Source organism: Mycobacterium sp. ACS4331 (assembly GCF_001667265.1).
GTDB lineage: Bacteria > Actinomycetota > Actinomycetes > Mycobacteriales > Mycobacteriaceae > Mycobacterium.
Genome location: NZ_LZHW01000039.1, coordinates 34,983 through 58,589, shown reverse-complemented (window position 1 = coordinate 58,589; position 23,607 = coordinate 34,983). Strand labels below are relative to the sequence as shown.

The 23,607-nt window shown below is 69.8% G+C and carries 23 protein-coding genes and 1 pseudogene; 17 read left to right on the top strand and 7 right to left on the bottom strand.

Annotation, left to right across the window (positions count from 1 at the left end; translation table 11 throughout):
- Positions 1-13: 13 nt before the first annotated feature.
- Entirely contained in the window at positions 14-286 is a 273-nt protein-coding gene (locus tag A5727_RS10065; RefSeq protein WP_068248452.1) for a hypothetical protein, read from the bottom strand.
- Between the two features lie 148 nt (positions 287-434).
- Here A5727_RS10065 and nth point away from each other — a divergent pair, with 148 nt between their 5' ends.
- Genes nth through marP form a run of 4 tightly spaced genes read left to right on the top strand, consistent with a single transcriptional unit; the run spans position 435 to position 3,755 of the window.
- Entirely contained in the window at positions 435-1,115 is a 681-nt protein-coding gene (nth, locus tag A5727_RS10060; RefSeq protein WP_068248450.1) for an endonuclease III, read from the top strand.
- A 6-nt stretch (positions 1,116-1,121) separates the two neighbouring features.
- The gene (locus tag A5727_RS10055; RefSeq protein WP_068248447.1) at positions 1,122-1,769 is read left to right on the top strand and encodes a TlpA family protein disulfide reductase; all 648 of its coding nucleotides are present in this window, start codon (positions 1,122-1,124) and stop codon (positions 1,767-1,769) included.
- 13 nt (positions 1,770-1,782) lie between these two features.
- Entirely contained in the window at positions 1,783-2,571 is a 789-nt protein-coding gene (locus A5727_RS10050; RefSeq protein ID WP_068248493.1) for an NUDIX hydrolase, read from the top strand.
- Positions 2,568-3,755 (top strand): acid resistance serine protease MarP, encoded by a 1,188-nt coding sequence (gene marP, locus A5727_RS10045; protein WP_068248444.1) that lies wholly within the window; start codon positions 2,568-2,570, stop codon positions 3,753-3,755. Before A5727_RS10050 ends, marP begins: the two co-directional genes overlap by 4 nt.
- On the opposite strand, the gene A5727_RS10040 is transcribed toward marP, so the two are convergent.
- Positions 3,752-4,699, bottom strand: a complete 948-nt coding sequence (locus tag A5727_RS10040) for an alpha/beta fold hydrolase (protein ID WP_068248443.1) — start codon at positions 4,697-4,699, stop codon at positions 3,752-3,754. The two genes, marP and A5727_RS10040, sit on opposite strands and share 4 nt — an antisense overlap.
- Before the next feature lie 7 nt (positions 4,700-4,706).
- Positions 4,707-5,225, bottom strand: coding sequence for a phage holin family protein (locus tag A5727_RS10035; RefSeq protein ID WP_068248442.1), 519 nt, complete (start codon positions 5,223-5,225; stop codon positions 4,707-4,709).
- A 119-nt stretch (positions 5,226-5,344) separates the two neighbouring features.
- Between A5727_RS10035 and A5727_RS10030 the strand changes: the two genes are divergently transcribed.
- Positions 5,345-6,040 (top strand): S1 family peptidase, encoded by a 696-nt coding sequence (locus A5727_RS10030; protein ID WP_068248439.1) that lies wholly within the window; start codon positions 5,345-5,347, stop codon positions 6,038-6,040.
- Positions 6,041-6,150: 110 nt separating this feature from the next.
- Here A5727_RS10030 and acs read toward each other — a convergent pair whose 3' ends face one another.
- The gene (gene acs / locus A5727_RS10025; protein ID WP_068248437.1) at positions 6,151-8,112 is read right to left on the bottom strand and encodes an acetate--CoA ligase; all 1,962 of its coding nucleotides are present in this window, start codon (positions 8,110-8,112) and stop codon (positions 6,151-6,153) included.
- A gap of 159 nt (positions 8,113-8,271) precedes the next feature.
- On the opposite strand from acs, the gene A5727_RS10020 reads away from it, so the two are divergent.
- Genes A5727_RS10020 through A5727_RS10000 form a run of 5 tightly spaced genes read left to right on the top strand, consistent with a single transcriptional unit; the run spans position 8,272 to position 14,065 of the window.
- Positions 8,272-9,873: a peptide ABC transporter substrate-binding protein gene (locus A5727_RS10020; RefSeq protein ID WP_068248492.1), complete on the top strand. Its 1,602-nt coding sequence runs from the start codon at positions 8,272-8,274 to the stop codon at positions 9,871-9,873.
- A gap of 14 nt (positions 9,874-9,887) precedes the next feature.
- Positions 9,888-10,835 (top strand): ABC transporter permease, encoded by a 948-nt coding sequence (locus tag A5727_RS10015; protein WP_068248435.1) that lies wholly within the window; start codon positions 9,888-9,890, stop codon positions 10,833-10,835.
- Positions 10,792-11,667: an ABC transporter permease gene (locus tag A5727_RS10010; RefSeq protein ID WP_082949717.1), complete on the top strand. Its 876-nt coding sequence runs from the start codon at positions 10,792-10,794 to the stop codon at positions 11,665-11,667. Before A5727_RS10015 ends, A5727_RS10010 begins: the two co-directional genes overlap by 44 nt.
- Positions 11,664-13,277, top strand: a complete 1,614-nt coding sequence (locus tag A5727_RS10005) for a dipeptide ABC transporter ATP-binding protein (RefSeq protein ID WP_068248431.1) — start codon at positions 11,664-11,666, stop codon at positions 13,275-13,277. Before A5727_RS10010 ends, A5727_RS10005 begins: the two co-directional genes overlap by 4 nt.
- Before the next feature lie 11 nt (positions 13,278-13,288).
- A complete protein-coding gene (locus A5727_RS10000) occupies positions 13,289-14,065 on the top strand; it encodes a Fic family protein (protein ID WP_068248429.1) in 777 nt (258 codons plus the stop codon).
- A gap of 415 nt (positions 14,066-14,480) precedes the next feature.
- Here the strand turns inward: A5727_RS10000 and A5727_RS09995 are convergent, their stop codons facing one another.
- Entirely contained in the window at positions 14,481-15,344 is an 864-nt protein-coding gene (locus tag A5727_RS09995) for an HAD-IB family hydrolase (RefSeq protein WP_068248427.1), read from the bottom strand.
- A gap of 441 nt (positions 15,345-15,785) precedes the next feature.
- Here A5727_RS09995 and ssd point away from each other — a divergent pair, with 441 nt between their 5' ends.
- The 7 genes and pseudogenes from ssd to A5727_RS27435 all read left to right on the top strand — a co-directional run.
- Positions 15,786-16,829, top strand: a complete 1,044-nt coding sequence (ssd, locus tag A5727_RS09990) for a septum site-determining protein Ssd (protein WP_068248491.1) — start codon at positions 15,786-15,788, stop codon at positions 16,827-16,829.
- Positions 16,826-17,995 (top strand): TadA family conjugal transfer-associated ATPase, encoded by a 1,170-nt coding sequence (locus tag A5727_RS09985; protein ID WP_068248426.1) that lies wholly within the window; start codon positions 16,826-16,828, stop codon positions 17,993-17,995. The genes ssd and A5727_RS09985 overlap by 4 nt, the downstream gene beginning before the upstream one ends.
- Positions 17,992-18,777 (top strand): type II secretion system F family protein, encoded by a 786-nt coding sequence (locus A5727_RS09980; RefSeq protein ID WP_231992019.1) that lies wholly within the window; start codon positions 17,992-17,994, stop codon positions 18,775-18,777. The genes A5727_RS09985 and A5727_RS09980 overlap by 4 nt, the downstream gene beginning before the upstream one ends.
- Complete coding sequence (locus A5727_RS09975; RefSeq protein ID WP_068248421.1) at positions 18,774-19,337, top strand: type II secretion system F family protein; 564 nt, start codon at positions 18,774-18,776, stop codon at positions 19,335-19,337. Before A5727_RS09980 ends, A5727_RS09975 begins: the two co-directional genes overlap by 4 nt.
- Before the next feature lie 24 nt (positions 19,338-19,361).
- Positions 19,362-19,565: a DUF4244 domain-containing protein gene (locus A5727_RS09970; RefSeq protein WP_068248418.1), complete on the top strand. Its 204-nt coding sequence runs from the start codon at positions 19,362-19,364 to the stop codon at positions 19,563-19,565.
- 14 nt (positions 19,566-19,579) lie between these two features.
- Positions 19,580-19,897 carry a TadE family type IV pilus minor pilin gene (locus tag A5727_RS27440; RefSeq protein ID WP_068248416.1) on the top strand — a complete coding sequence of 106 codons (318 nt, stop codon included), beginning with the start codon at positions 19,580-19,582 and terminating at the stop codon, positions 19,895-19,897.
- A gap of 10 nt (positions 19,898-19,907) precedes the next feature.
- Positions 19,908-20,219 (top strand): annotated as a pseudogene (locus A5727_RS27435) (Rv3654c family TadE-like protein); the annotation flags it as partial.
- Here the strand turns inward: A5727_RS27435 and A5727_RS09955 are convergent.
- Entirely contained in the window at positions 20,209-20,844 is a 636-nt protein-coding gene (locus A5727_RS09955) for a PAS domain-containing protein (protein ID WP_068248415.1), read from the bottom strand. The pseudogene A5727_RS27435 and the gene A5727_RS09955 overlap by 11 nt on opposite strands.
- Before the next feature lie 239 nt (positions 20,845-21,083).
- Positions 21,084-23,414, bottom strand: coding sequence for a DEAD/DEAH box helicase (locus A5727_RS09950; RefSeq protein ID WP_231992018.1), 2,331 nt, complete (start codon positions 23,412-23,414; stop codon positions 21,084-21,086).
- Positions 23,415-23,607: the final 193 nt, after the last annotated feature.

Here is a 23,607-nt window from a genome sequence, read left to right as displayed (position 1 = left end):
CGACTAGCCAACGCTACACACGATTTGCTTGTCGAGTCTGTCGAAACTGCGGATTGACTTCCAGCGACCGGTACAGCCGAGTCGGGAGGTCGGGTTCTTCGGCGAAGGTGACGGGCGCCGGCCGCGGCCGGAGACGCATGGGCGCGGGGCGCGGAAGGGCGGCCACCCGCTCCATGAGTTCGGCGACTTCGTCGTCGGTGTCGTCGATCGTTGTCTCCAGGCGGTCCAGCCCAAACGTCGCCATCATGAGCAGCCCGGGGACGGACGCTGCGAGCAACCAGGACACACGACGAAGTAAACACGGGCAAGGTCTCAGCGGGATCACGTTTTGCCATCCGCTCCGCCGCTACCCTGTGAGGGTGGCGGGCAAGGGAAAACGCGACCGGAAATGGGATCACGAGACTCATCTCGGACTGGTCCGCAGGGCCCGGAGAATGAACCGGACTCTGGCCAAGGCCTTTCCGCATGTGTACTGCGAACTGGACTTCACCAACCCGCTGGAACTGACGGTCGCGACCATCCTGTCCGCACAGAGCACCGACAAGCGGGTCAACCTGACCACCCCCGCGCTGTTCGCCCGGTACCGCACGGCTGCCGACTACGCCGGTGCCGACCGTGCGGAACTCGAGGAGCTCATCCGGCCGACCGGCTTCTACCGCAACAAGGCCACCTCGCTGATGGGGCTGGGCCAGGCGCTCGTCGAGAACTTCGACGGTGAGGTGCCGCGCACCATGGACGAACTGGTGACACTGCCCGGGGTGGGGCGCAAGACCGCGAACGTGATCCTCGGCAACGCGTTCGACGTCCCGGGGATCACGGTGGACACCCACTTCGGCCGACTGGTCCGCCGGTGGCGCTGGACCGACGAAGAGGATCCCGTCAAGGTCGAGAAGATCGTCGGAGAACTGATCGAACGCCGCGAGTGGACTCTGCTGAGCCACCGGGTGATCTTCCACGGCCGCCGCGTGTGCCATGCCCGCAAGCCGGCCTGCGGCGTCTGCGTGCTGGCCGACGACTGCCCCTCCTTCGGGGCGGGTCCGACCGACCCGGTGCTGGCCGCTCCGCTCGTGAAGGGACCGGAGACCGAGCACCTGCTGGCGCTGGCGGGTCTGTAAGCGCAGATGAACTCGTCGGCGCGCTGGACCCTGGCGCTCGCAGTGGTCATGGTGGTGGTGCTGGGCGCCTTCGTGGCCGAGTTCGTGCGCTCCGACGACGGTGCGCCGACGACATCGCAGTCGGCCGACGGCCCGCAGGAACAGGACCGGCGCGCGGCCGACACCGCCGAGGCTCTCGCGGGCCCACGGCAGCGGGCCGACCTGCGTCCCTGTCCTGGGCCGGGCGACGGACCCGGACCGGAGAAGCTGCGGGGCATCGAGTTGGAGTGCGCATCCGATGGATCCACCGTCGATGTGGCCGAGGCCGTCGCGGGCCGACCGACCGTCCTGAACCTGTGGGCCTACTGGTGTGGCCCGTGCGCGGACGAACTGCCCGCGATGGCGGAGTATCAGCGCAGAGTCGGATCGGCGGTCACGGTGCTGACGGTCCACCAGGATCAGAACGAGGAGGCGGCCTTGTTGCGGCTGGCCGAACTGGGCGTCCACCTGCCCACACTGCAGGACGGCAGGCGTCGCGTCGCGGGCGCGCTGCGCGTGCCCAACGTGATGCCCGCAACAGTCGTGCTGCGCGCGGACGGTAGCGTTGCTCAGATCCTGCCGCGGTCATTCGCCACCGCCGAAGAGATCGAGGCGGCGGTGGGTGACCTGCGATGAGAGGGGATCCGTGGTGAGCGCTGGTGGCACCGCGCGCTGGGGGGAACCGGTCCCGCTGGCGCCCCATGTCGGTCCGCCGTGGCTGCGACCGCTGCTCGACAACGTCGACCAGGTTCGCGGCGCGTACCGCCGCCGGGTGCCCGCCGAGGTGCTCGCGATGATCACCGACGCCAACACCCAGGCCGTCACCCAGGGAACCCGGCGCGATGCCGCGGTGCTGGTGCTGTTCTCCGGCCCGCAGGACGTACCTCACGACGGTGGCCTGCCCCCCGACGCCGACCTGCTCGTGACGGTCCGGGCGTCGACCCTGCGCCACCATGCCGGGCAGGCCGCCTTCCCGGGCGGCGCCAGTGACCCCGAGGATGACGGCCCGGTCGCGACAGCCCTGCGCGAGGCGTGGGAGGAGACCGGCATCGACACCTCGCGCATCCATCCGCTGGCGACCCTGGAGCGCATGTTCATCCCGCCGTCGGGTTTTCATGTCGTGCCGGTGCTGGCCTATTCGCCGGACCCCGGGCCCGTGGCCGTCGTGGACGAGGCGGAAACCGCTATTGTCGCGCGGGTGCCCGTGCGTGCGTTTGTGAACCCGGAGAACCGGCTCACGGTGTACCGCGCAAGCAGTACGCGACGCTTCGCCGGGCCTGCGTTCCTGCTCAACCAGATGCTGGTCTGGGGTTTCACGGGACAGGTGATCTCGGCGATGCTCGACGTCGCCGGATGGTCGCAGCCCTGGGACGCCGACCGCGTGCTGGAACTCGACGAGGCGATGGCGCTGGTGCCCACAGACGGTGAAGGTGTATGACCACATCTCAATGGATCGACATCGCCATCGTCGCGCTGGCGTTCGTGTTCGCCGTGTCCGGATGGCGCTCCGGAGCACTCGGTTCGGTGATGTCGCTGATCGGCGTCGCACTCGGCGGCGGCGCCGGACTGCTGTTGGCGCCGCACATCATCGACAAGCTCGACGGTCAGCGGACCAAGCTGTTCGTCGCGCTGTTCCTGATCCTCGCGCTCGTCGTGGTCGGTGAGATCGCCGGAGTGGTGCTGGGCCGGGCCATGCGCGGCGTGATCCGGGGGAGGGGCCTGCGGTTCCTGGACTCTCTGATCGGCGCCGTGGTGCAGATGCTGCTCGTGGTGGTCGCGGCGTGGATGCTCGGCAGCCCGCTGACAGCCTCCGGGCAGCCGAATCTGGCGGCCGCCGTGCAGGGTTCCAAGGTCATCTCCGAAGTCGAGGCGGTGGCCCCGGAGTGGTTGCGCGCGTTCCCCAAACGGCTGTCCGAAGTGTGGGACACCTCGCATCTGCATGAGGCGCTCGGTCCGCTGGGGCCGGCCACCATCACGGCCGTCGATCCGCCGGATGCGTCATTGGCGGTGTCACCGATCGTGGAGACCGTGCGCCCCAGCGTGGTGAAGATCCGTGGGATGGCGCAGGGGTGTCAGAAGGTCCTGGAGGGCACCGGCTTCGTGGTCGCCCCCAATCGGGTGATGTCGAACGCACACGTCGTCGCCGGGTCGGACAGCGTGACGGTCGAGTCGGACGGCACCGAGTACAACGCCACGGTGATCTCCTACGACCCCGACGCCGACATCTCGATCCTCGAGGTGCCCGACCTGCCCGCGCCACCGCTGCCGTTCGTCACCGATCAGGCCGCCTCGGGCACCGACGTGCTGGTCCTGGGCTATCCCGGCGGCGGGGACTTCGTCGCCACACCGGGACGGATCCGCGAGGTCATCGAACTCAACGGCCCCGACATCTACCACACCAAGACCGTCAACCGTGAGGTCTACACCATCAGAGGCACTGTCCGGCAGGGCAATTCAGGTGGGCCGCTGATCAACCGGGCCGGTCAGGTGCTCGGCGTCATCTTCGGCGCCGCCGTGGACGACAACGACACCGGGTTCGTGCTGACGGCCAACGAGGTGTCCAAGCAGTTCCCCAAGATCAACAACGCCGGGCCCGCGCCCACGGGATCCTGCGTCGGTTAATGAAGTTCGGCCAGGAACCGACTGAGGTGGTCGTTGACGGCTTCAGGCGCCTCCTCGTGGCCGAAATGCCCGGCGCCGGGCAGTGACCCGAACTGACCCAGCGGCGCGTACCGGCGCGTCCGGGACACCGGATCCGCCAGCACGTACGGGTCGGCCTCGCCGCGCAGATGCAGCATCGGGATGTCGAGGGGACGGTCCATGGCCTGCATGAATCGCCGTCCCTCGGAGCGGAACTGGCTGCGCACGGCCCAGCGCTGATACTCGAAGGCGCAGTGCGCCGCACCCGGAATCTGGATGGCCTGCCGCAGATGTCCCATGCTCTCCGAGAAGTCCTCGGATGCCACCCATTTCGGGGACGCCCGGCGACGGAACAGGTCCTCCAGCGCCGCGGCGTCGTGCCGGGTCAGCATCCGTTCCGGCCACATTGGCGCCTGGTAGGCCAGAAGTGAGCGCAGCAGCGCGCGACTCTGATCGCGACGCGTCAGCGCCGAACGCCGCAGCGCCGCGGGGTGCGGCGAACTGACCAGGGCGATGCCGCGCACCAGCCGGGGATGCAGCACCGAGGTCGCCCAGCACACCAGGCCGCCGTCGGCGTGACCCACGAGCGTCGCCGAGGTGTGGCCCAGCGCGCGGATCAGTCCGGCGGTGTCGCCCGCCAGCGTCCACCCGTCGTAACCCCGGGGCGGTTTGTCGCTGCCGCCGTAGCCGCGCAGATCCACCGCGACGGCGCGCACGCCGGACAGACCGCGCAGTTGGTGGCGCCACGACCACCAGAACGAGCCGAAGCCGTGCAGCATGATCACCAGCGGGCGCGCGGCCGGGGGCGGGTCGTTGGGCTTGGGGTCGGCCTCGACCACGTGGAACCGGATGCCGTTGGCGTGCACGTCGAGATGACGCCACGGTCCGGCGATGCGGGTCACCGAGGGGTCGGGACCAACCGCCATCAGACGGTCACCAACCGGATGGGTCGGGGGCGTTGGCCGCCTTGTCGGTCAGCGCGGACTGGGCGTTCGGGCCGCGATGGTCGCCGGGCGTCAGGGCCGACCGGGTCTCCTTGACCGATTCGATCGTCTGCTGCGGGCCCCGGATGCGGCGCACCTTCAGATACCCGAACAGCGCCAACACCGCCGTGACCACCAGCATCACGGCGAAGACGATCAGGAACGCGACCCAACGCCACAGCCAGGTGTCCAGCAGTTCGGCGACGAAGAAGAAAAAGAAGAAGGTCGAATAGAACAGGATGACCAGCGCGAGGATGAAGAAGACGCTGCCGGTCAGCCCCTTCTTCACGTCGCGGGTGATCTCGGCCCGGGCCAGTTCGACTTCCGCGCGCACCAGCGTCGACACCTGGGCGGTGGCGTCCTTCACGAGGTCGCCGATGGATGCGTCGGCCGGCACCGCGTGCGGATCGACCAACGGGATCGAGGTCACGGTGGCGGGTACGCCGGTCTTGCGGTCACCTTTGCTCACGGTGGTTCATGTTGCCATGCCGTCTGGGGCCAGCACGACCCGCTGATGCCGATGTTGCAGGTGTGGCCCGGCTAGACTGACGCGACAGTCGGGGCTGGACGATGGCAGGAGATCATTGGATGACCGGACGCCGGCGGTGGGGAGTTCTGGCCAGTCTGTGCGCCGTGATCGGTTCGGGTGTCGTCCTCGCGGGCCCCGCACACGCGGCCCCCGTGGTTCTGGGTGGTGGCTCGGGCATCGTGGTCGACGGCGAGTCGTACTGCACCCTGACCGCGATCGGCCACGACAACCGCGGTGACCTGGTCGGATTCACCTCGGCGCACTGCGGTGGCCCGGGCGCGACAGTCGCCGCCGAGGGCGCTGAGGCCGAAGGGCCCGTCGGCACCATGGTCGCGGGCAACGACGGCCTGGACTACGCCGTCATCCGCTTCGACCCGGCCAAGGTGACCCCCACAAACAACGTCAAGGGCTTCGTCATCAATGGTCTGGGCCCCGACCCGAAGTTCGGTGCCGTGGCGTGCAAGTTGGGCCGCACGACCGGATACTCGTGCGGTGTCACGTGGGGCCCCGGCAAGGATCCCGGCACGATCGTCAACCAGGTCTGCGGTCAGCCCGGGGACTCCGGTGCACCCGTGACCGTCGACAACAAGCTGGTCGGCATGATCCACGGCGCGTTCACCGAGGACCTGCCGACCTGCGTCATCAAGTTCATCCCGCTGCACACCCCGGCTGTCACGATGTCGTTCAACACGCAGATGGCCGACATCGTGGCCAAGGGCCGCCCCGGAAGCGGATTCGTCCCGATCGGGAGTTAGCCCCCTTCCCGGGAGCGGACGGCCCCTCCAACAACCGCGAGCGTGCACCTTTGTACGCATTTCACGGAGTGTCGGCGTACAGACACGGCCGCTCGCGGGAAGGGAGAGGGCTACTTGCTGGCGCGGATGGCCTCGAACACGCTGGGGTCCAACAGTGTTGAGGTGTCACCGAGTTCGCGGCCCTCGGCGACGTCGCGCAGCAGGCGGCGCATGATCTTGCCGCTGCGGGTCTTGGGCAGCTCCGGCACGACGTGGATCTCGCGCGGTTTGGCGATCGGGGAGATCTCCTTGGAGACTTCGGCGCGCAACTCCTCGACCATCTGCTCGTGGCTCATCTCGGCGGCGTGCGATTTGAGGATGACGAACGCGCAGATGCCCTGGCCGGTGTGTTCGTCGGCGGCGCCGACGACGGCGGCCTCGGCGACCCCGGCGTGCCCGACGAGGGCGGATTCGACCTCGGCGGTGGAGATGCGGTGTCCGGAGACGTTCATGACGTCGTCGATGCGGCCCAGGACCCAGATCTCGCCGTCGGAGCCGTAGCGCGCGCCGTCACCGGCGAAGTACCAGCCCTGTTCGGCGAATCGTGACCAGTAGGTCTCCTTGAACCGTTCCGGGTCGCCCCAGATGCCGCGCAGCATGGCCGGCCACGGCTTGTCGAGCACCAGGTAGCCGGTGGTCTGCTCGCCGTGCTCGGAGGCCGGCGGCAGTTCGTTGCCGTCGTCGTCGACGATCTTGGCTGAGATGCCGGGCAGGGGCCGCATCGCTGAACCGGGCTTGCAGTCGGTGACGCCGGGCAGTGGGGAGATCATGATGGCGCCGGTCTCGGTCTGCCACCAGGTGTCGACGATGGGGGTCTTGTCGCCGCCGAAGACCAGGCGGTACCAGCGCCAGGCTTCGGGGTTGATGGGCTCGCCGACCGAACCGAGCAGGCGGATGCTGGACAGGTCATGCTCGAAGGCCAGTTCGCGGCCCCACTTCATGAAGGTGCGGACCACCGTGGGGGCGGTGTAATAGATTGTGACGCCGTACTTTTCGATCACCTGGAAGTGCCGGTGCTCGTCCGGGGAGGCCGGGGTGCCCTCGTAGACGACCTGCGTGACACCGTTGGACAGCGGCCCGTAGGTGATGTAGGTGTGGCCGGTCACCCAGCCGATGTCGGCGGTGCACCAGTACACGTCGGTCTCGGGCTTGACGTCGAACACGTTGAAGTGGGTGTAGGAGGCCTGGGTCAGGTAGCCGCCCGAGGTGTGCACGATGCCCTTGGGTTTGCCGGTGGTGCCGGAGGTGTAGAGCAGGAACAGCGGCTGCTCGGAGTCGAATGCCTCCGGGGTGTGCTCGACCGAGGCGTGCGCGACGGTGTCGTGCCACCACAGGTCGCGGCCCTCGGTCCAGGGCACGTCCATGCCGGTGCGGCGCACCACGAGCACGTGCTCGACGGGGCTGTCCTCGAGTCCTTCGAGGGCCTCGTCGACGCCGGCCTTCAGTGGGGCGGCCTTGCCGCGGCGGAACTGGCCGTCGGTGGTGATGACGAGCTTGGCCGAGGCGTCTTCGACGCGGGCGCGCAGCGCCGAGGCCGAGAAGCCGGCGAACACGACGCTGTGCATGACGCCCAGGCGTGCGCAGGCCAGCATCGCGATGATCGCCTCGGGCACCATCGGCATGTAGATCGCGACGCGGTCGCCGGCGGTCAGGCCGAGGTCGGTCAGGGTGTTGGCGGCCTGGCTGACCTCATCCTTGAGCTGGGCGTAGGTGATGTCGCGGGCATCGCCGACGGGCTCACCCTCCCAGTGGATGGCGACGCGGTCGCCGTTGCCGGCCTCCACGTGGCGGTCCACGCAGTTGTAGGCGACGTTGAGCTTGCCGCCGACGAACCAGTTGGCGAAGGGGGCCTGCGACCAGTCCAGAACCTCGGTGAACGGGGTGTCCCAGTGCAGCCGCTGGGCCTGCTTGGCCCAGAATGCCAGCCGGTCCGCCTCGGCCTCGTCATACAGCGCCGCGGTGGCGTTGGCATTCGCGGCGAATTCCGGGGCCGGCGGATAGCATGACGGAACTTCGGTGTGCGTCTCGGTCATGTCTGTGAGGGTAGTCACCCGACGTTGCATCGACGTTGGCAACTCACATCTGCGCCCACAGGCGGCGGATGCGGTGCGCCGAGCGGTAACCGATCCCAGGGCGAGCGGTCCTGTGAGCATCTCGTCTAGGAGGTCCGCGTGCGTCGCATCCGCCCGGTGATGGCCCTGGCGGCCGTTCTGCTGACCGGCGTGTTGACGCTTTCGGCCTGCGGGGGTGGCGATGCGGGCGACAGCGGGTTCGTCACCGTCAACGGCGGTGAACCGCAGAACGCGCTGCTCACGACCAACACCAATGAGACCAACGGCGGGCGCATCCTGGACCGGTTGTTCGCGGGACTGATGTCCTACGACGCCAAGGGCGTGCCCTCACTGGAGGTGGCCGAGTCCATCGACACGACCGACAACGTCAACTACCGCATCAGGCTCAAGCCCGACTGGAAGTTCACCGACGGTTCCCCGGTGACCGCGCGGTCGTTCGTCGACGCCTGGAACTACGGTGCGCTGACCACCAACGCGCAGTTGATGCAGAGCTTCTTCTCGCCCATCGTCGGTTACGACGAGGTCGCCGCGCCCAACCCGACGGCCTCGACCATGTCGGGGCTGACGGTGGTCAGCGACACCGAGTTCACGGTGCGCCTCAAGGCGCCGACGATCGACTTCGAACAGCGCCTGGGATTCACACCGTTCTACCCCCTGCCGCCCGTGGCCTTCGAGGACATGGAGGCCTTCGGTCGCAATCCCGTCGGCAACGGCCCGTACCAGCTGGCGCGCTCAGATCCGTGGCAGCACAACGTCCGCATCGATCTGGTGCCCAATCCGGACTACCGCGGCAACCGGGTGCCGGCCAACAAGGGCCTGCGTTTCGTGTTCTATGCCAACCTGGACACCGCGTACGCGGACCTGCAGGCCGGCAACCTCGACGTGCTCGACACCATCCCCAGCAGCGCGCTGCCGACCTACCGCGACGATCTCGCCGACCGCGCGATCAGCGGCCCGACGGCGCAGAACCAGACGCTCGACATCCCGCTGCGGCTGCCCCATTTCGGCGGCGAGGAGGGCCGCCTGCGCCGCCTGGCGGTGTCGGCGGCGATCAACCGTCGGCAGATCTGCGACCAGATCTTCCACGGGGCCCGTTCTCCCGCGAGGGAGTTCACCGCCAGCTCACTGCCGGGATTCAATCCCAATCTGCCCGGATCCGACGCCTTGGACTACAACCCGCAGCGCGCCAAACAGCTGTGGGCCCAGGCCGAGGCGATCGCACCGTGGCGCGGTCAGTTGGCCATCGCCTACAACGCCGACGGCGGCCATCAGGAATGGGTGGACGCGGTGGCCAACAGCATCAAGAACACCCTCGGCGTCGACGCCGTCGGCGCGCCGATGCCGACCTTCGCACAGTTGCGCACCGAGATCACCAACCGCACCATCGACAGCGCGTTCCGGGCCGGGTGGCAGGGCGACTACCCCTCGATGCTCGAATTCCTCGAACCACTGTTCGTGACCGGCGCGGGATCCAACGACGTCGACTACTCCAAACGGGACTTCGACGGGGCGCTGACCGTCGCGCAGGCCGCGCCCACGCTCGAGGAGTCCTACGTGCTGACCAACGACGCCCAGCAGATCCTGCTCAGGGATATGCCGGTGATTCCGCTGTGGGACTACATCAACGCCGCCGGGCACTCCGACGCGGTCCGTGACGTGGCGATCGCGTGGAACGGCCTGCCCGACTACGAGCGGATCGCCAAGGCCGCCGGCACCGACTGAGGGCTGGGCCGGTTATGGGTGGCTACTGGGCTGCGTTCATCGCGCGTCGCACCCTCGCGATGATCCCGGTGTTCCTCGGGGCGACGCTGCTGATCTACGCCATGGTCTTCCTGCTGCCCGGGGACCCGATCGTCGCCCTGGGCGGCGACCGCCCCCTCAGCCCCGCGGTCGTGGCCCAACTGCGCGCGCAGTACCACCTCGACGACCCGTTCTGGCTGCAGTACCTGCGCTATCTGGGCAACATCGTGCGCGGCGACTTCGGCACCTCGTTCTCGGGTCTGCCGGTTCGTGACGTTCTGGCACAGGCGTTTCCGGTGACGCTGCGCCTGGCCCTGGTGGCACTCGTGGTCGAGACCGTCTTCGGGATCGCCTTCGGCGTGGTCGCCGGACTGCGCCGCGGTGGGTGGTTCGACGCCAGCGTGCTGCTGGCCAGCCTGGTGATCATCGCGATACCGATCTTCGTCCTCGGGTTCCTGGCCCAGTTCGTGTTCGGCGTCCGATTGGGCATCGCCCCGGTGACAGTCGGTGACCAGGCCACCCTCGGGCGCCTGCTGCTGCCCGGCATCGTCCTGGGGTCGGTGTCATTCGCCTACGTCGTACGCCTGACCCGCTCGGCGGTCGCCGAGAACGCCGTCGCCGACTATGTGCGCACCGCGACCGCCAAGGGGTTGTCCCGGCCGCGGGTGGTCACCGTGCACATCCTGCGCAATTCGCTGATCCCCGTCGTGACCTTCCTGGGCGCGGACTTCGGCGCACTGATGGCCGGTGCCGTCGTGACGGAGGGCATCTTCAACATCCACGGCATCGGCGGCGCGCTGTACCAGGCCGTGACCAGGCAGGAGGCGCCGACCGTGGTGTCGATCGTGACGGTGCTGGTCATGGTCTACCTGCTGGCGAATCTGCTGGTCGACCTGCTGTATGCGGCGCTCGATCCGCGGATCCGGGAGGCCGCTCATGCCTGATCTCCTGCGCCGTCCGCAGTTCGTGGTGGCGGGCGCGCTGATCCTGCTGGTGGTGGTGGTGGCCGCGTTCCCCGGTCTGTTCACCAGCATCGACCCGCAGTACGCGAACCCCGACGAGAGTCTTCTGGGCCCCTCGGCGGCGCACTGGTTCGGCACCGATCTGCAGGGGCATGACGTCTACGCCCGCACCATCTACGGGGCGCGGGCTTCGGTGCTGGTCGGCTTGGGGGCGACGACCGCGGTGCTGCTGGTCGGGGGTGTACTCGGCGCGCTGGCCGGGTTTTACGGCGGGTGGCTCGACGCCGTGGTGTCCCGACTGGCCGACGTGTTCTTCGGCATCCCCCTGCTGCTCGCGGCGATCGTGCTGATGCAGGTGATGCAGCACCGCACGGTGTGGACGGTGATCGCGATCCTGGCCGTGTTCGGGTGGCCGCAGGTCGCCCGCATCGCCCGCGGGTCGGTGCTGCAGGTCCGAGAGGCCGACTACGTGGCCGCGGCCCGGGCACTGGGGCTGCATCGGTTCGGCATCCTGGTCCGTCATGTGGTCCCCAATGCGCTGGGCCCGGTGATCGCGGTCGCGACGATCGCGTTCGGCGTCTTCATCGTCACCGAGGCCACGCTGTCCTACCTCGGGGTGGGGCTGCCGCCGTCGGTGGTGTCGTGGGGCGGGGACATCAACGCCGCGCAGAGCAGGCTGCGGTCCGGATCGGCCGTCCTGTTCTACCCCGCGGGTGCGCTGGCACTGACGGTCTTGGCGTTCATGCTGATGGGCGACGCCCTGCGGGACGCCCTCGATCCGGGGTACCGCGGCCGGATGGGTTGGCGCGCATGACAGAACCCGTGTTGAGCATCACCGATCTCGCGGTGCGGTTCGGCGCCGACGAACCCGCCGTCAGTGCTGCGACCCTGACCGTCCATGCCGGGGAGACCGTCGCGGTGGTGGGGGAGTCGGGGTCCGGCAAGTCGACCATGGCCGCCGCGGTGCTGGGACTGCTGCCCGCGGGCGGGCGGATCGTCGGCGGCCGCATCGAATTCGCCGGCGCCGACATCACCGGCGCCGACCAGTTCCGCATGCGGGCCATCCGCGGGACCGGCATCGGGTATGTGCCGCAGGACCCGGTGACCAATCTCAACCCCGTCTGGCGGATCGGATTCCAAGTCCGTGAGGCGTTGCGCGCCAACAATATCGGCGAGCGCAGCGAGGCCGGTCGCAGGGCGGTCGAGCTGCTCGGCCACGTCGGCATGCCCGATCCCGCGGTGCAGGCGCGCCGGTACCCCCACCAGCTGTCGGGCGGGATGTGTCAGCGGACGCTGATCGCGATCGGCCTGGCGGGGCGACCGCGCGTGCTGATCGCCGACGAACCGACATCGGCACTGGATGTGACGGTGCAGCGGCAGGTGCTCGACCACCTGCAGCAGATGGCCGCCGAACTGGGCACCGCGGTGCTGCTGATCACCCACGACCTGGCGCTGGCCGCCGAACGGGCCAGCCGCGTCGTCGTCATGTACCGCGGCCGCACCGTCGAAACCGGTGTCGCGAAGCAGATCCTGCGTCACCCCAGCGAGGACTACACCAAGCGGCTGGTGGCCTCGGCTCCCGCGCTCACCGCACGGTCCGCGGCGCCGCACGTCGTCGAGCACCCACCCGGCGACGATCTCCTGGTCGCCACCGAGGTCACCAAAGTCTTCCGGACCGGCGGTGGTCTGCTCCGCCGGCCCCAGGAGCACGTCGCGGTGGACTCGGTCTCGTTCCGGCTGCCCAAGGCCACCACCCTGGCCGTCGTCGGCGAATCCGGTTCGGGCAAGACCACTCTGGCGCGCATGGTGCTCGGTCTGCTCAAACCCACCTCCGGGCGGGTCAGGTTCGACGGCATGGACGTCGCGGCCACCGACCGCGCAGGCGAACTGGCGCTGCGGCGGCGTATGCAGCCTGTCTTCCAGAACCCCTACCGCAGCCTCGACCCCCGCCACTCGGTCCGGCAGGCGATCGAGGAACCGCTGCGCATCCACGGCGTCGGCGACCGCGGCCAGCGCCGGCAGCGCGTCGCCGAACTGCTCGACGAGGTCGCACTGCCCGCCGCGACCATGGATCGGCGACCGCGCGAACTGTCGGGCGGCCAGCGGCAGCGGGTGGCCATCGCGCGGGCGCTGGCGCTGCGTCCGGAACTCGTGGTCTGGGATGAGGCGGTCTCGGCGCTCGACGTGATCGTGCAGGCGCAGATTCTGGACCTGATGGCCGATCTGCAGCGCCGACTGGGCCTGACGTACCTGTTCATCAGCCACGACCTGGCGGTGGTGCGGCAGGTGGCCGACACCGTGATCGTGATGTCCGGGGGGCGCGTCGTGGAGTCGGCGTCCACCGAGGCCGTGTTCACCGCTCCTCGCGACGAGTACACCCGTCGACTGCTGGAGGCGATTCCCGGCGCGGACCGCGCGCTGTAACGTGAGCCGCCGTGACCGCTGATCCGCTCGCCCCGCTGCTGGCGCTCCCCGGTGTCGCCGAGGCCGCCGAGCAGACCCGCGAAGCGCTGGGCCGCGCCCACCGACACCGCGCCAACCTGCGCGGATGGCCCGTGACCGCCGCCGAGGCCTCACTCCGGGCGGCGCGCGCGTCGTCGGTGCTCGACGGCGGTGCGCTCCAACTCGACGAGGACAGTGCCAGCGATCCGGTGTTCGCCGGTGCGCTGCGGGTGGCGCAGGCGCTCGAGGGCGGCAGCGGAACGCTGGTCGGCGTCTGGCGGAGGGCCCCGCTGCAGGCGCTGGCCAAACTGCACTCGCTGGCCGCCGCCGATCTCGTCGATGACGAGCAGTTGGGTCGGCCTCGCGTCTCCCCGGAGATCTCGGCGCGCCTCGACCTGATGTCCCGACTGGTCACCGGAGGCAGTGCGGTCCCGGCGCCCGTGCTGGCGGCGGTGGCGCACGGCGAGCTGCTGGCGCTGTCCCCATTCGGAAGCGCCGACGGCGTGGTGGCCCGCGCGGTGGCTCGGCTGGTGACGATCGCGACGGGGCTCGACCCGCACGGCCTCGGCGTGCCGGAGGTGCATTGGATGCGCCGTGCCGCCGACTATCGAAAGGCCGCCGAAGGATTCGCGTCGGGAACCGAGAAGGGTCTGACCGAGTGGCTGCTGCTGAGCTGTCGAGCAATGCAGGCCGGCGCCCGCGAGGCGCTGTCGATCGCGGACTCCAAGGACCAGGCGGGCAAGTCGGAGAGCGCCGAGGAGAAGCCCTGAACATGCGAAGCGGGCGGCGCCCCGAATGACTCGGATCGCCGCCCGCTAGCACGGTAGCCGGTTACCAAGCGTGCGACGTTGGGCTGCGTGGGTTGGCCTCGGCGTGTTTGGGATGCGCTTCGGATGTCACCCCACCCAAAGGGTTGACATCTCCGCTCGCTTTTCGCCAATTACGCAGGCCCGCAACACTTCTGCCTCTATCGCGGCTTCGGCTCCGCGTGGGTGCCCGGTACCGTGCTGGGTCGCCCGCCTTCGGGAGATCGGTCCTTCTCTTCCGGGTCGATCTTGGCCTCGTCGGGCTTCCGTGCTTCCTTTGTACTCCGTGACCCCGGTCACATCAAGTACAAAATCCGGTCGTGTTGGAAAGCCGATTTCGGATCGTTACCTGATCGGGGGTTCGGGCGCCTCGCCGACGTCAGTCGCGGAATGCGAACCGGCGCAGCAGCGAATACGTCAGCGCACCCGCGGCGAGTGCGCTGACCCCCACCGCGGCGGTCGTGGCCACGGCCGCTCCCGAGGGCGCCGGCAGGCGATCCCGCAGCGACACGGGGTTGGAGAACGTGAGCACGGGCCAGTCCCGGCCCGCGGCCTCCTTGCGCAGGGTGCGGTCGGGATTGACCACGGCGGGGTGCCCGACCAACTCGAGCATCGGGATGTCGGTGATCGAGTCCGAGTAGGCGTAGCAGTGCTCGAGGGGGTAGCCCTCGCGCGCCGCGAGTTCGCGAACCGCCTGGGCCTTGTTCTCGCCGAAGCAGTAGAAGGCGATGTCGCCGGTGTACTTGCCGTCCTCCACGACCATGCGCGTGGCCATCGCGTGGGTGGCGCCGAGTGCGCGCGCGATCGGCGCGACCACCTCCTCGCCCGACGCCGACACGATCACCACGTCGCGGCCGCACAGCTTGTGGTCGGCGATCAGGTTGGCCGCCTCCGCGAACACCAGCGGTGTCATGATCTCGTCCAGCGTCTCGGCGACGACGGCCTTGACCTGCTCGACGTCCCAGCCTGCGCACATACTCGTCACGTAGGACCGCATGCGGTCCATCTGATCGTGGTCGGCGCCCGACATCAGGAACATGAACTGGGCGTAACTCGACTTCAGCACACTCCGTCGATTGAGCAGACCCTGGGCGAAGAAGGGTTTGCTGAACGCAAGCGTACTGGACTTTGCGATGACGGTTTTGTCCAGATCGAAGAACGCGGCAGTGCGTTGCGGGGAGTCATTCGGGGGTCCGGAGTGCGCGAAATTGACGGCCGTGTGGTCCGGAACGGGGGCGGTCACGTAGGCCAGGATAGGGCGGCTCTGACATTTTCTGTGGCGATGCTCAAAATGGCAGATCAAGCCACCTGTCGTACGCTGCAATTCTTCAGTGTTGGTCAGCTGACCCATCTCGTGTCGGGACTTGCGCTAGTGCGCGGTTACATGTGTATAGTGAGTATTACTCGGCTTATGGCCGGGTGTGTATCAGCCCGACCCCCCGGGGCTGATACACGACGACCCTCGCCTCCTCCCCCCCTGGCGGGGGTCGTCCCTTATCTACAGGTGTTTCCTGAACTGCTCCGCTAACGCATTCGAGAGTTGCGGAATCCTGTTTTCGACTAACGCGCAAAGCGTTGTCCACAATCTGGTGCCAATCCACAATTCGGTGTGCCGCAGTGGCGTCGCGGATCACGCGGGTCGCACTGTGACTGAGTGAGTGCCGACACGGGTTCGATAGCAGTTCTGCTGGACGATTCTTCGCTGAGTGACGAGGTCGACGCGGTCGCAGCCGCTGTGGGCCTGCGCACCGTGAGGGTGTCCGGGCCCGCCGCGCTGACCCGTGCGGGATGGTCGGCGGCACTGGCCGTCGTGCTCGACACCGAGACGGCACGCCGGTTCCGCGACCCGCTTCCACGACGATCGGATGTCTACGTCGTGACCGGGACCGAACCCGGCGATGAGGATTTCCGGGCCGCCATGGCGATCGGCGCCCAGGCGGTCCTGCAGCTCCCCGGGGCGGCGGGAGAACTGGTCGCGGCGCTGTCGTCGGGTGCGCATGCGGCCGTGCGTGCCGATGCGGCCAGCGGTGAGGTGGTCGCGGTCGTCGGCGGCCGCGGCGGTGCGGGGGCGTCGGTGTTCGCGGCGGCCCTGGCGCTTCGCGCGCCGGCCCTGCTGGTCGACCTGGATCCGTGCGGTGGTGGTCTGGACCTGCTGCTGGGCACCGAGGCCGCCACCGGTCTGCGCTGGCCTGACCTCGCGGTCAAGTCCGGCCGGGTCAGCTGGGATGCGCTCCGGCAGGCGCTGCCCTCGGCCGGTGCCGTCGCCGTGTTGTCCGGGGCTCGTCGCGGCGGCGACCCCGACCCTGGTGCCGCCGAGGCGGTCATCGACGCGGGCCGGCGCGGCGGGGCCGCGGTGGTCTGTGACCTCCCGCGGCACCTGTCCGATGCCGCCGTCGTCGCTCTGGGGTCCGCCGACCTTGTGGTCGTCGTCTGCCCCGCCGACATCCGATCGTGCGCCGCCACCGCCGCCCTGGCCCCGGCTGTCGCGGCGATCAACCCCAATGTCGGGTTGGTGGTGCGCGGACCGGCGCCGGGCGGGCTGCGCGCGACCGACGTCGCCGCAATCGCGGAGCTTCCGCTGCTGGCATCGATGCGGCCCGAGCCTCTGCTGGCCGAGCGGCTCGAACGCGGCGGCCTGACGCTGAAACCGCGCTCACCCCTGGCGTCGGCGGCGAACCGGGTCTGGGATGTGCTGCCCGGGCGCCGCCGGGCCGCGGTGGCCGCATGACCGCGTCACTGATCGACCGGGTGCGCGAGCGGCTGGCGGCCGAGTCCACACCGCTGCGTCCCACGCAGGTGGCCGCGGCCATCCGCGCCGAGACGGGCGGCGTCGTCGGTGACACCGAGGTGCTGGCCACCATGCGGGTGCTGCAGACCGAGTTGACGGGTGCGGGTGCGCTCGAGCCGCTGCTCAGCGCGGCGGGCACCACCGACGTACTGGTCAGCGGCCCGGACTCGGTGTGGTACGACGACGGAATCCGGCTTCGCCGCAGCGCAATCCGGTTCGCCGACGACGCTGCGGTGCGCAGCCTCGCGCAGCGTCTGGCGCTGGCCGCGGGCCGTCGGCTCGACGATGCCCAACCCTGGGTCGACGGCGTGCTTACCGGACTGGCCGCCGGTGGCGCCGCGGTGCGGCTGCATGCCGTGCTGCCACCGATCGCTGTGGAGGGGACCTGCATCTCACTGCGGGTGCTGCGCCCGGCCACCGAGACACTCGACGGACTGGCGGCCTCGGGCGCCATCAGGCCCGAGGCGCTGCGCCTGCTGCGCCAGACCGTCGCCGCGCGCCTGGCGTACCTGATCTCCGGCGGCACCGGCGCGGGCAAGACGACGATGCTGTCCGCGATGCTCGGGGCGGTCGACCCGGCCGAACGGATCGTATGCGTCGAGGACGCCTCCGAACTGGCTCCCGCCCACCCGCATGTCGTCCGGTTGGTGTCGCGCGGCCCCAACATCGAAGGGGCCGGTGAGATCACCCTGCGCCAGCTTGTCCGGCAGGCGCTGCGAATGCGCCCGGATCGCATCGTCGTCGGGGAGGTGCGTGGTGCCGAAGTCGTCGACCTGCTGGCGGCGCTGAACACCGGACACGACGGCGGCGCGGGAACCGTGCACGCCAACAGCGCCGCCGAGGTCCCGGCACGGCTCGAGGCGTTGGCCGCGACGGGCGGCCTCGAACGTGCCGCCCTGCACAGCCAGCTGAGCGCCGCGGTCCAGGTGGTGCTTCACGTCGACCGCCAGCGGGACGGGCGTCGCCGCCTGGCCGAGGTCGCGCTGCTGCGCCGCAGCGCTGGCACGGACCACAGCGAGGTCGTCACCGCGTGGCATGCCGACCGCGGATTCACCTCTGCCGCAGAGGACTACGAGGCGGTTGTGGCCGCGAGGATGGGCTCGTGATCGGCGCGGCCACCGCGGCGCTGACACTCGCCGCCGTCATGGTCGCCGTACCCGCACGGCCGGGACGCCGGTTGGTGCCGGTCACACGGCGCGTCCGGTCGACGCGGGGAGCGCAGATCGTGGGATGGGGGGCCCTCATCGCCGCGGGGACCGCGACGGGCGGAGTCCTCGCCGGGGTTGCGTGCGCCCTGCTGGCCTTGACGGTCTCGACGCGGATCCGGCGCCGCGCCGCCGGCCGTCGTGCCGCGCGGGATGCGCACAGCATGGAGGCCGCGTTGGACGTGCTGGTGTCCGAACTGCGGGTCGGCGCCCACCCTGTGCAGGCGTTCGTCGTCGCGGCTCGGGAGTCCCACGGCGTGGTGGCCGCGGCGTTTCGAGGAGTCGCGGCCAGGGCCCTGCTCGGCGCGGATGTGCCTGCCGGACTGCGTTGCGCCGCAGCCACGTCCGCGCGTGCGGCCGACTGGGAGCGGATGGCGGTGTTCTGGCGGCTCGCGGTCGATCACGGGCTGGCGATCGCGACACTGATGCGCGCGGCGCAGCGCGACATCGTCGAACGGCAGCGATTCGTTGCCCGTGTCGAAGCCGGCATGGCCGGCGCCCGCGCGACCGCCGCCATTCTGGCCGGACTCCCCGTCCTCGGTCTGGTGCTCGGTCAACTCATGGGTGCGCACCCGGTGGCATTTCTGCTGAATCGCGGCGCCGGGGGATGGTTCCTGCTGGTCGGGGTGGCCTTGGTGTGCTGCGGACTGGTCTGGGCGGATCACATCACGGGTTCGGCGTGATCATCGCCGCGCTGGCCTTGGCGGTCGCGCTGATTCTGAGTGGTCGGGACGCCCGGATCCCGAAGGTGCAGCGACAATCCGGTCGGGTCGTCCGGCGGGCCGAGGATCCGTTGGCCGTCGCCGCGAGCCTGGACGTGTTCGCGGTCTGCCTCACCTCCGGCCTTGCCGTCGCCGCTGCGGCGCGAGCGACGGCACCGTCCGCACCACCCGCCCTGGCCGGCCTGTTGCGGCGCGCCGCGGATCTGCTTGCCGTCGGCGCGGATCCCGCGACCGCGTGGGCGCCTCGGCCGGGCGAATCGCTCGACGAGTCGTCGACGGCACTGTTGCGGTTGGCGCGGCGGTCCTCCTCGTCGGGTGGTGCGCTTGCGGCCGGCGTGGCAGAACTCGCCGAGCAGTCCCGGCAGGAGACGGGGCATCGCGCCGAGGCCGCCGCGCAACGCGCCTCGGTGGTGATCGCAGGTCCGTTGGGCCTGTGCTTCCTGCCCGCATTCGTATGCCTGGGGATCGTGCCGGTGGTGGCCGGTCTGGCCGGAGACGTCCTGGGTTCAGGGTTGATGTGACAGTTCAAGGAGAGGGGAAAAGCAGTGAACGAGAACAGATTACGGGTGCTCAAGGGCAGGTTGGTGTTGCTGGCCGTCGACGAGAGCGGCATGTCCACGGTGGAGTACGCCATCGGGACGATCGCGGCCGCGGCGTTCGGGGCGATCCTCTACAGCGTCGTGACGGGGGACTCGATCGTCGGTGCCCTGACCAACCTGATCAATCGCGCGCTGAACACCGCTGTCTGAGCGGCGATGCCGGTATGGGCACGGTCGAGGCCGCGCTGGCGCTGGCGGCGCTGGTGGTCGTCGCGGTGTTGTGCCTCAGCGGTGTCACCGCGATCATCTCCGCTGCGCGGTGCACCGACGCCGCGCGGGAGGCCGCCCGGTTGGCGGCCCTCGGCGACGGGGCCGCGGCCACCGCGACGGCGCTGTCGGTGGCGCCGTCGGGGGCCGAGGTGCACCTGCGCCGCGACGGCGGGTTCGTCATCGCCACAGTCACGGCGCGGCACGCACTGCTGCCGGGCATCCCGATCCGGGCGCACGCCGTCTCGGCCGTGGAGCCGTCGATGTCGCGATGATGCCGGGGCCGCGAGCGTGGCCGCAGCGCTGGTGATGCTGGCGTTCATGGTGGCGACGGTGGGCGGTGCCCAACTCGGTTCGGCCGTGCTGGCCCGGCATCGGGCGCAGGCCGCCGCGGACCTGGCGGCGCTGGCCGCCGCCGGTGCGCTGCCGTCGGGGCCGGAATTCGCCTGCGCGCGGGGCCGCAACCTCGCGACGGCGATGGCGACCGCCGTCGTCGACTGTCAGGCCGACGGCCTGGACGTCATCGTGCGGGTCGAGGCGCCGGCGATGCTCGGTGTCGCCCGCGCGGCCGCCAGGGCGGGGCCGGTCACGGGGTAGAGGCGCGCCAGTTCATCGCCCGGGCGATGCGGTGCTGCGACCCACCCTCGACGCGTTCGAGGTTGACCCGAACCACGAACCCGACCGAGATGGGCTGGCCGTCCTCGTCGGTGACGTTCCAGACGTTGCAGTAGGTGGTGCCCGGTGTGGCCTCGCCGGCTCTGGCGAGTGCCCGCGCCTCCATGGGGCTGAGGTTGCGGTCGGGCAGATCGTCGGCGAACGCGCGGCTTCGGCTGACGTCGGTGTCGGGGTCCAGGCCGCTGTTGAGCAGCGACTGCACGGTGTCGGTGGCCAGTCCGGTGGTCAGGTTCCAGATCAGCGGGCCCGGCATGGCGCGTTCGGGCGGTTCGGTGTCCTTGGGGCCCACCCAGACGTGGACGCCGTGCACCGTGCCGTCGGTCATCCGGACCGGTTCGGTGCAGATCACCCGACTGCCCTTGGGGTTGATGCTGGCCAGGCTGGTCCCCGACGTGACGGTCTCGCTGATGGCCGTCTGAACCGCCGCGAGATCAGGACTGCGGCGCAGCATGGACCGGACCGGGACGAGGTCGGCCAACTCACGTCCCCGCGCGACGACGGCGGGTTCACTGCCCAGCGTCTCCACCAGCAGCCACTCATGGCCCATGTCGGCTGATCTTACTGAGCGGGGACAACAGCCCGCGAAGCAGCGCGCAGCAACGGGCGCGCACCGCGTCGGCCACCGTCAGGGGCCAGTGATCTCAAGCCAGCAATGTTGAGCGGTTGCACAGCATCGATTGTCGCGGTACGTTCGGAGGACGCTCGGTCGCCTCGGTTCACGCGCGGCGGTCCAAGCGTCCGCTGTTGACCGCCCCCTGGGAGGTCGACCGTTCGAGGGGTCGGTCGTCACCCCAGTTGGGCGAGCACGGTGCGCAGCACCCTGACCGCGCCGGTCTTGTCCAACGGGTCGTTTCCGTTGCCGCATTTGGGTGACTGCACGCACGACGGGCAGCCCTGCGGGCATTCGCAGGCCTCGATCGCGTCGGCGGTCGCCCCCAGCCAGGTCGCGGCCTGCCGATATCCACGCTCGGCGAACCCCGCACCTCCGGGATGGCCGTCGTAGACGAAGACCGTGGGCAGCCCGTCCTCGGGTCCGATCGGGGTGGACAGCCCGCCGATGTCCCCGCGGTCACAACTGGCCACCAGTGGCAGCAGACCGATCGCCGCATGCTCGGCGGCGTGCAGCGCCCCCGGTGTCGCCAAGGGTTCGATTCCGTTCTCCGCCAACAATTCCGGAGTGATGGAGTACATCACCGCCACGGTCGACAACGTCTGGGTGGGCATCGTCAACTCGACGAAGTCGATCACCTCGCCGGCCAGGGTCCGGCGCAGATAACCGATCACGGTGTGCGAGACGTCGACGGGCACCAGGCCGAGGGTCACCTCGCCCAGGTCGATGCGGTCACCCTCACCGGTCACCGCGATGTCGGTGCGTTCCCGGGCGTAGGTGGTGTAGCCGGGATCCTCGGCGTGCACGAACGCCACCGCGTCCTCGAGTTGCAGGGCGTCGACGACGTAGGTCTCCCCCTGATGCAGGTACACCGCGCCCGGATGCACGGTCGCCGGCGCCTGCCCCGCACCGACCCCGCCGAGCAGGCGCCCGGTCTCGGACTCGACGATCGCGACCTGCCCCCCGGCGCCGCGGATGTCGACGACGGGATGCGGATCCACATCCGGTGCGGGGAAGTACCGCCCCGACCGGTGCCGCAGCAGACCGTCGTCCACCAGCGATTCGGCGACCATCTCGGCGTTCCAGGTCCGCACCTCGGTGTCCTCGAGGGGCAGCTCGGTGGCCGCGCACAGAAGCTGGGGGCCCAGCACGTAGGGGTTGGTCGGGTCGATCACCACGCGCTCGATGGGCCGGTCCAAAAGCGCGGCCGGATGGTGCACCAGATAGGTGTCCAGCGGGTCGTCCCGCGCGATGAGCACGATCAGAGCGCCCTGACCGCGTCGCCCGGACCGCCCGCCCTGCTGCCAGAACGACGCCACGGTGCCCGGGAAACCCGCCAGCACCACCGCGTCCAACCCCGCGATGTCGACGCCGAGTTCGAGCGCGTTGGTGGTGGCCACGCCCAGCAGCTGACCCTCGGCCAGCGCCCGTTCGAGCACGCGTCGGTCCTCGGCCAGATATCCCGCGCGGTAGGACGCGACGCGTTCGACCAGGTGCGGCGCGCGTTCCTCGAGGCGGGACCGGGCACCCAGGGCGGTCAGCTCGGCGCCGCGGCGCGACCGCACGAAGGTCAGGGTTCGCGCGCCCTCGGCGACCAGATCGGCCATCACGCGGGCGGCCTCCGAACCCGCGGTCCGGCGCACGGGGGCGCCGTGCTCCCCGGTGACATCGGTCCGCAGCGGCGGTTCCCACAGCGCGACGGTCCGCGCGCCCCGTGGCGAGCCGTCCTCGGTCACCTCGATGACGGCCTGCCCGATCAGCTCGGACGCCGTCTCACCCGGAGAGGCGGTGGTGGCACTGGCGAAGATGACGGTCGGGGAGCCCGAATACCGCGCGCACAACCGCAACAGGCGCCGCAGCACCATCGCCACGTTCGACCCGAACACGCCGCGGTAGTAGTGGCACTCGTCGACCACGATGTAGCGCAGCCCCCGCAGGAACACCGCCCACCGCGCATGATTGCGCAGCATCGACAGGTGGATCATGTCCGGGTTGGAGAACAGCCAGCGCGACCGCTCCCGCGCGAACCGGCGGATCTCGCTGGGGGTGTCCCCGTCGTAGGCGCTGGGGCCGACGTCGGCCAGGCGCGGGACCGCGGTGGTCAGCGCGTGCGCGGCGCGAAGCTGATCGTGTCCGAGGGCCTTCGTCGGCGACAGGTAGAGCGCGCGGGCCCGCGGGTCCTGTGCCAGTGCGGTCAGGATCGGCACCTGATAGGCCAGCGACTTTCCCGACGCGGTGCCGGTGGCCACCACGACGTGTCTGCCGTCGTGGGCGTGCTGGGCCGTCGTGGCCTGGTGTGACCACAGCGCCCGCACCCCGCGCTCGGTGAACGCGGCCACGACATCGGCGTCGACCCAGTCCGGCCAGGGTGCCGTCACACCGTCCTGAGCAGGCAGTTCGGCGATGTGCCGGATGGGGTCGTCGACCAAGCCGACGGGGGCTCCGACGGGGCTTCCGCTGCCCGTAAGGGCCGCAGCGAGCAGTTCGCTGCCGAAATTCGCCGTCACATCCGTAATTGTTCACCAGAACGTTGCAACGAGACTGTCGCGGACGCTCTGATCATGATTTGATGTGGGAGGTCGCAGCTTCTGTGTGGTGTGCAACGCTCTCGCAGGATCGACGTTGCGGTCGCGGTTCCTGCGAAGGATGTGCGGTCACAACGGGCCCGGTGTTCCGCAACGGTGGTGCACCGCACCCGGT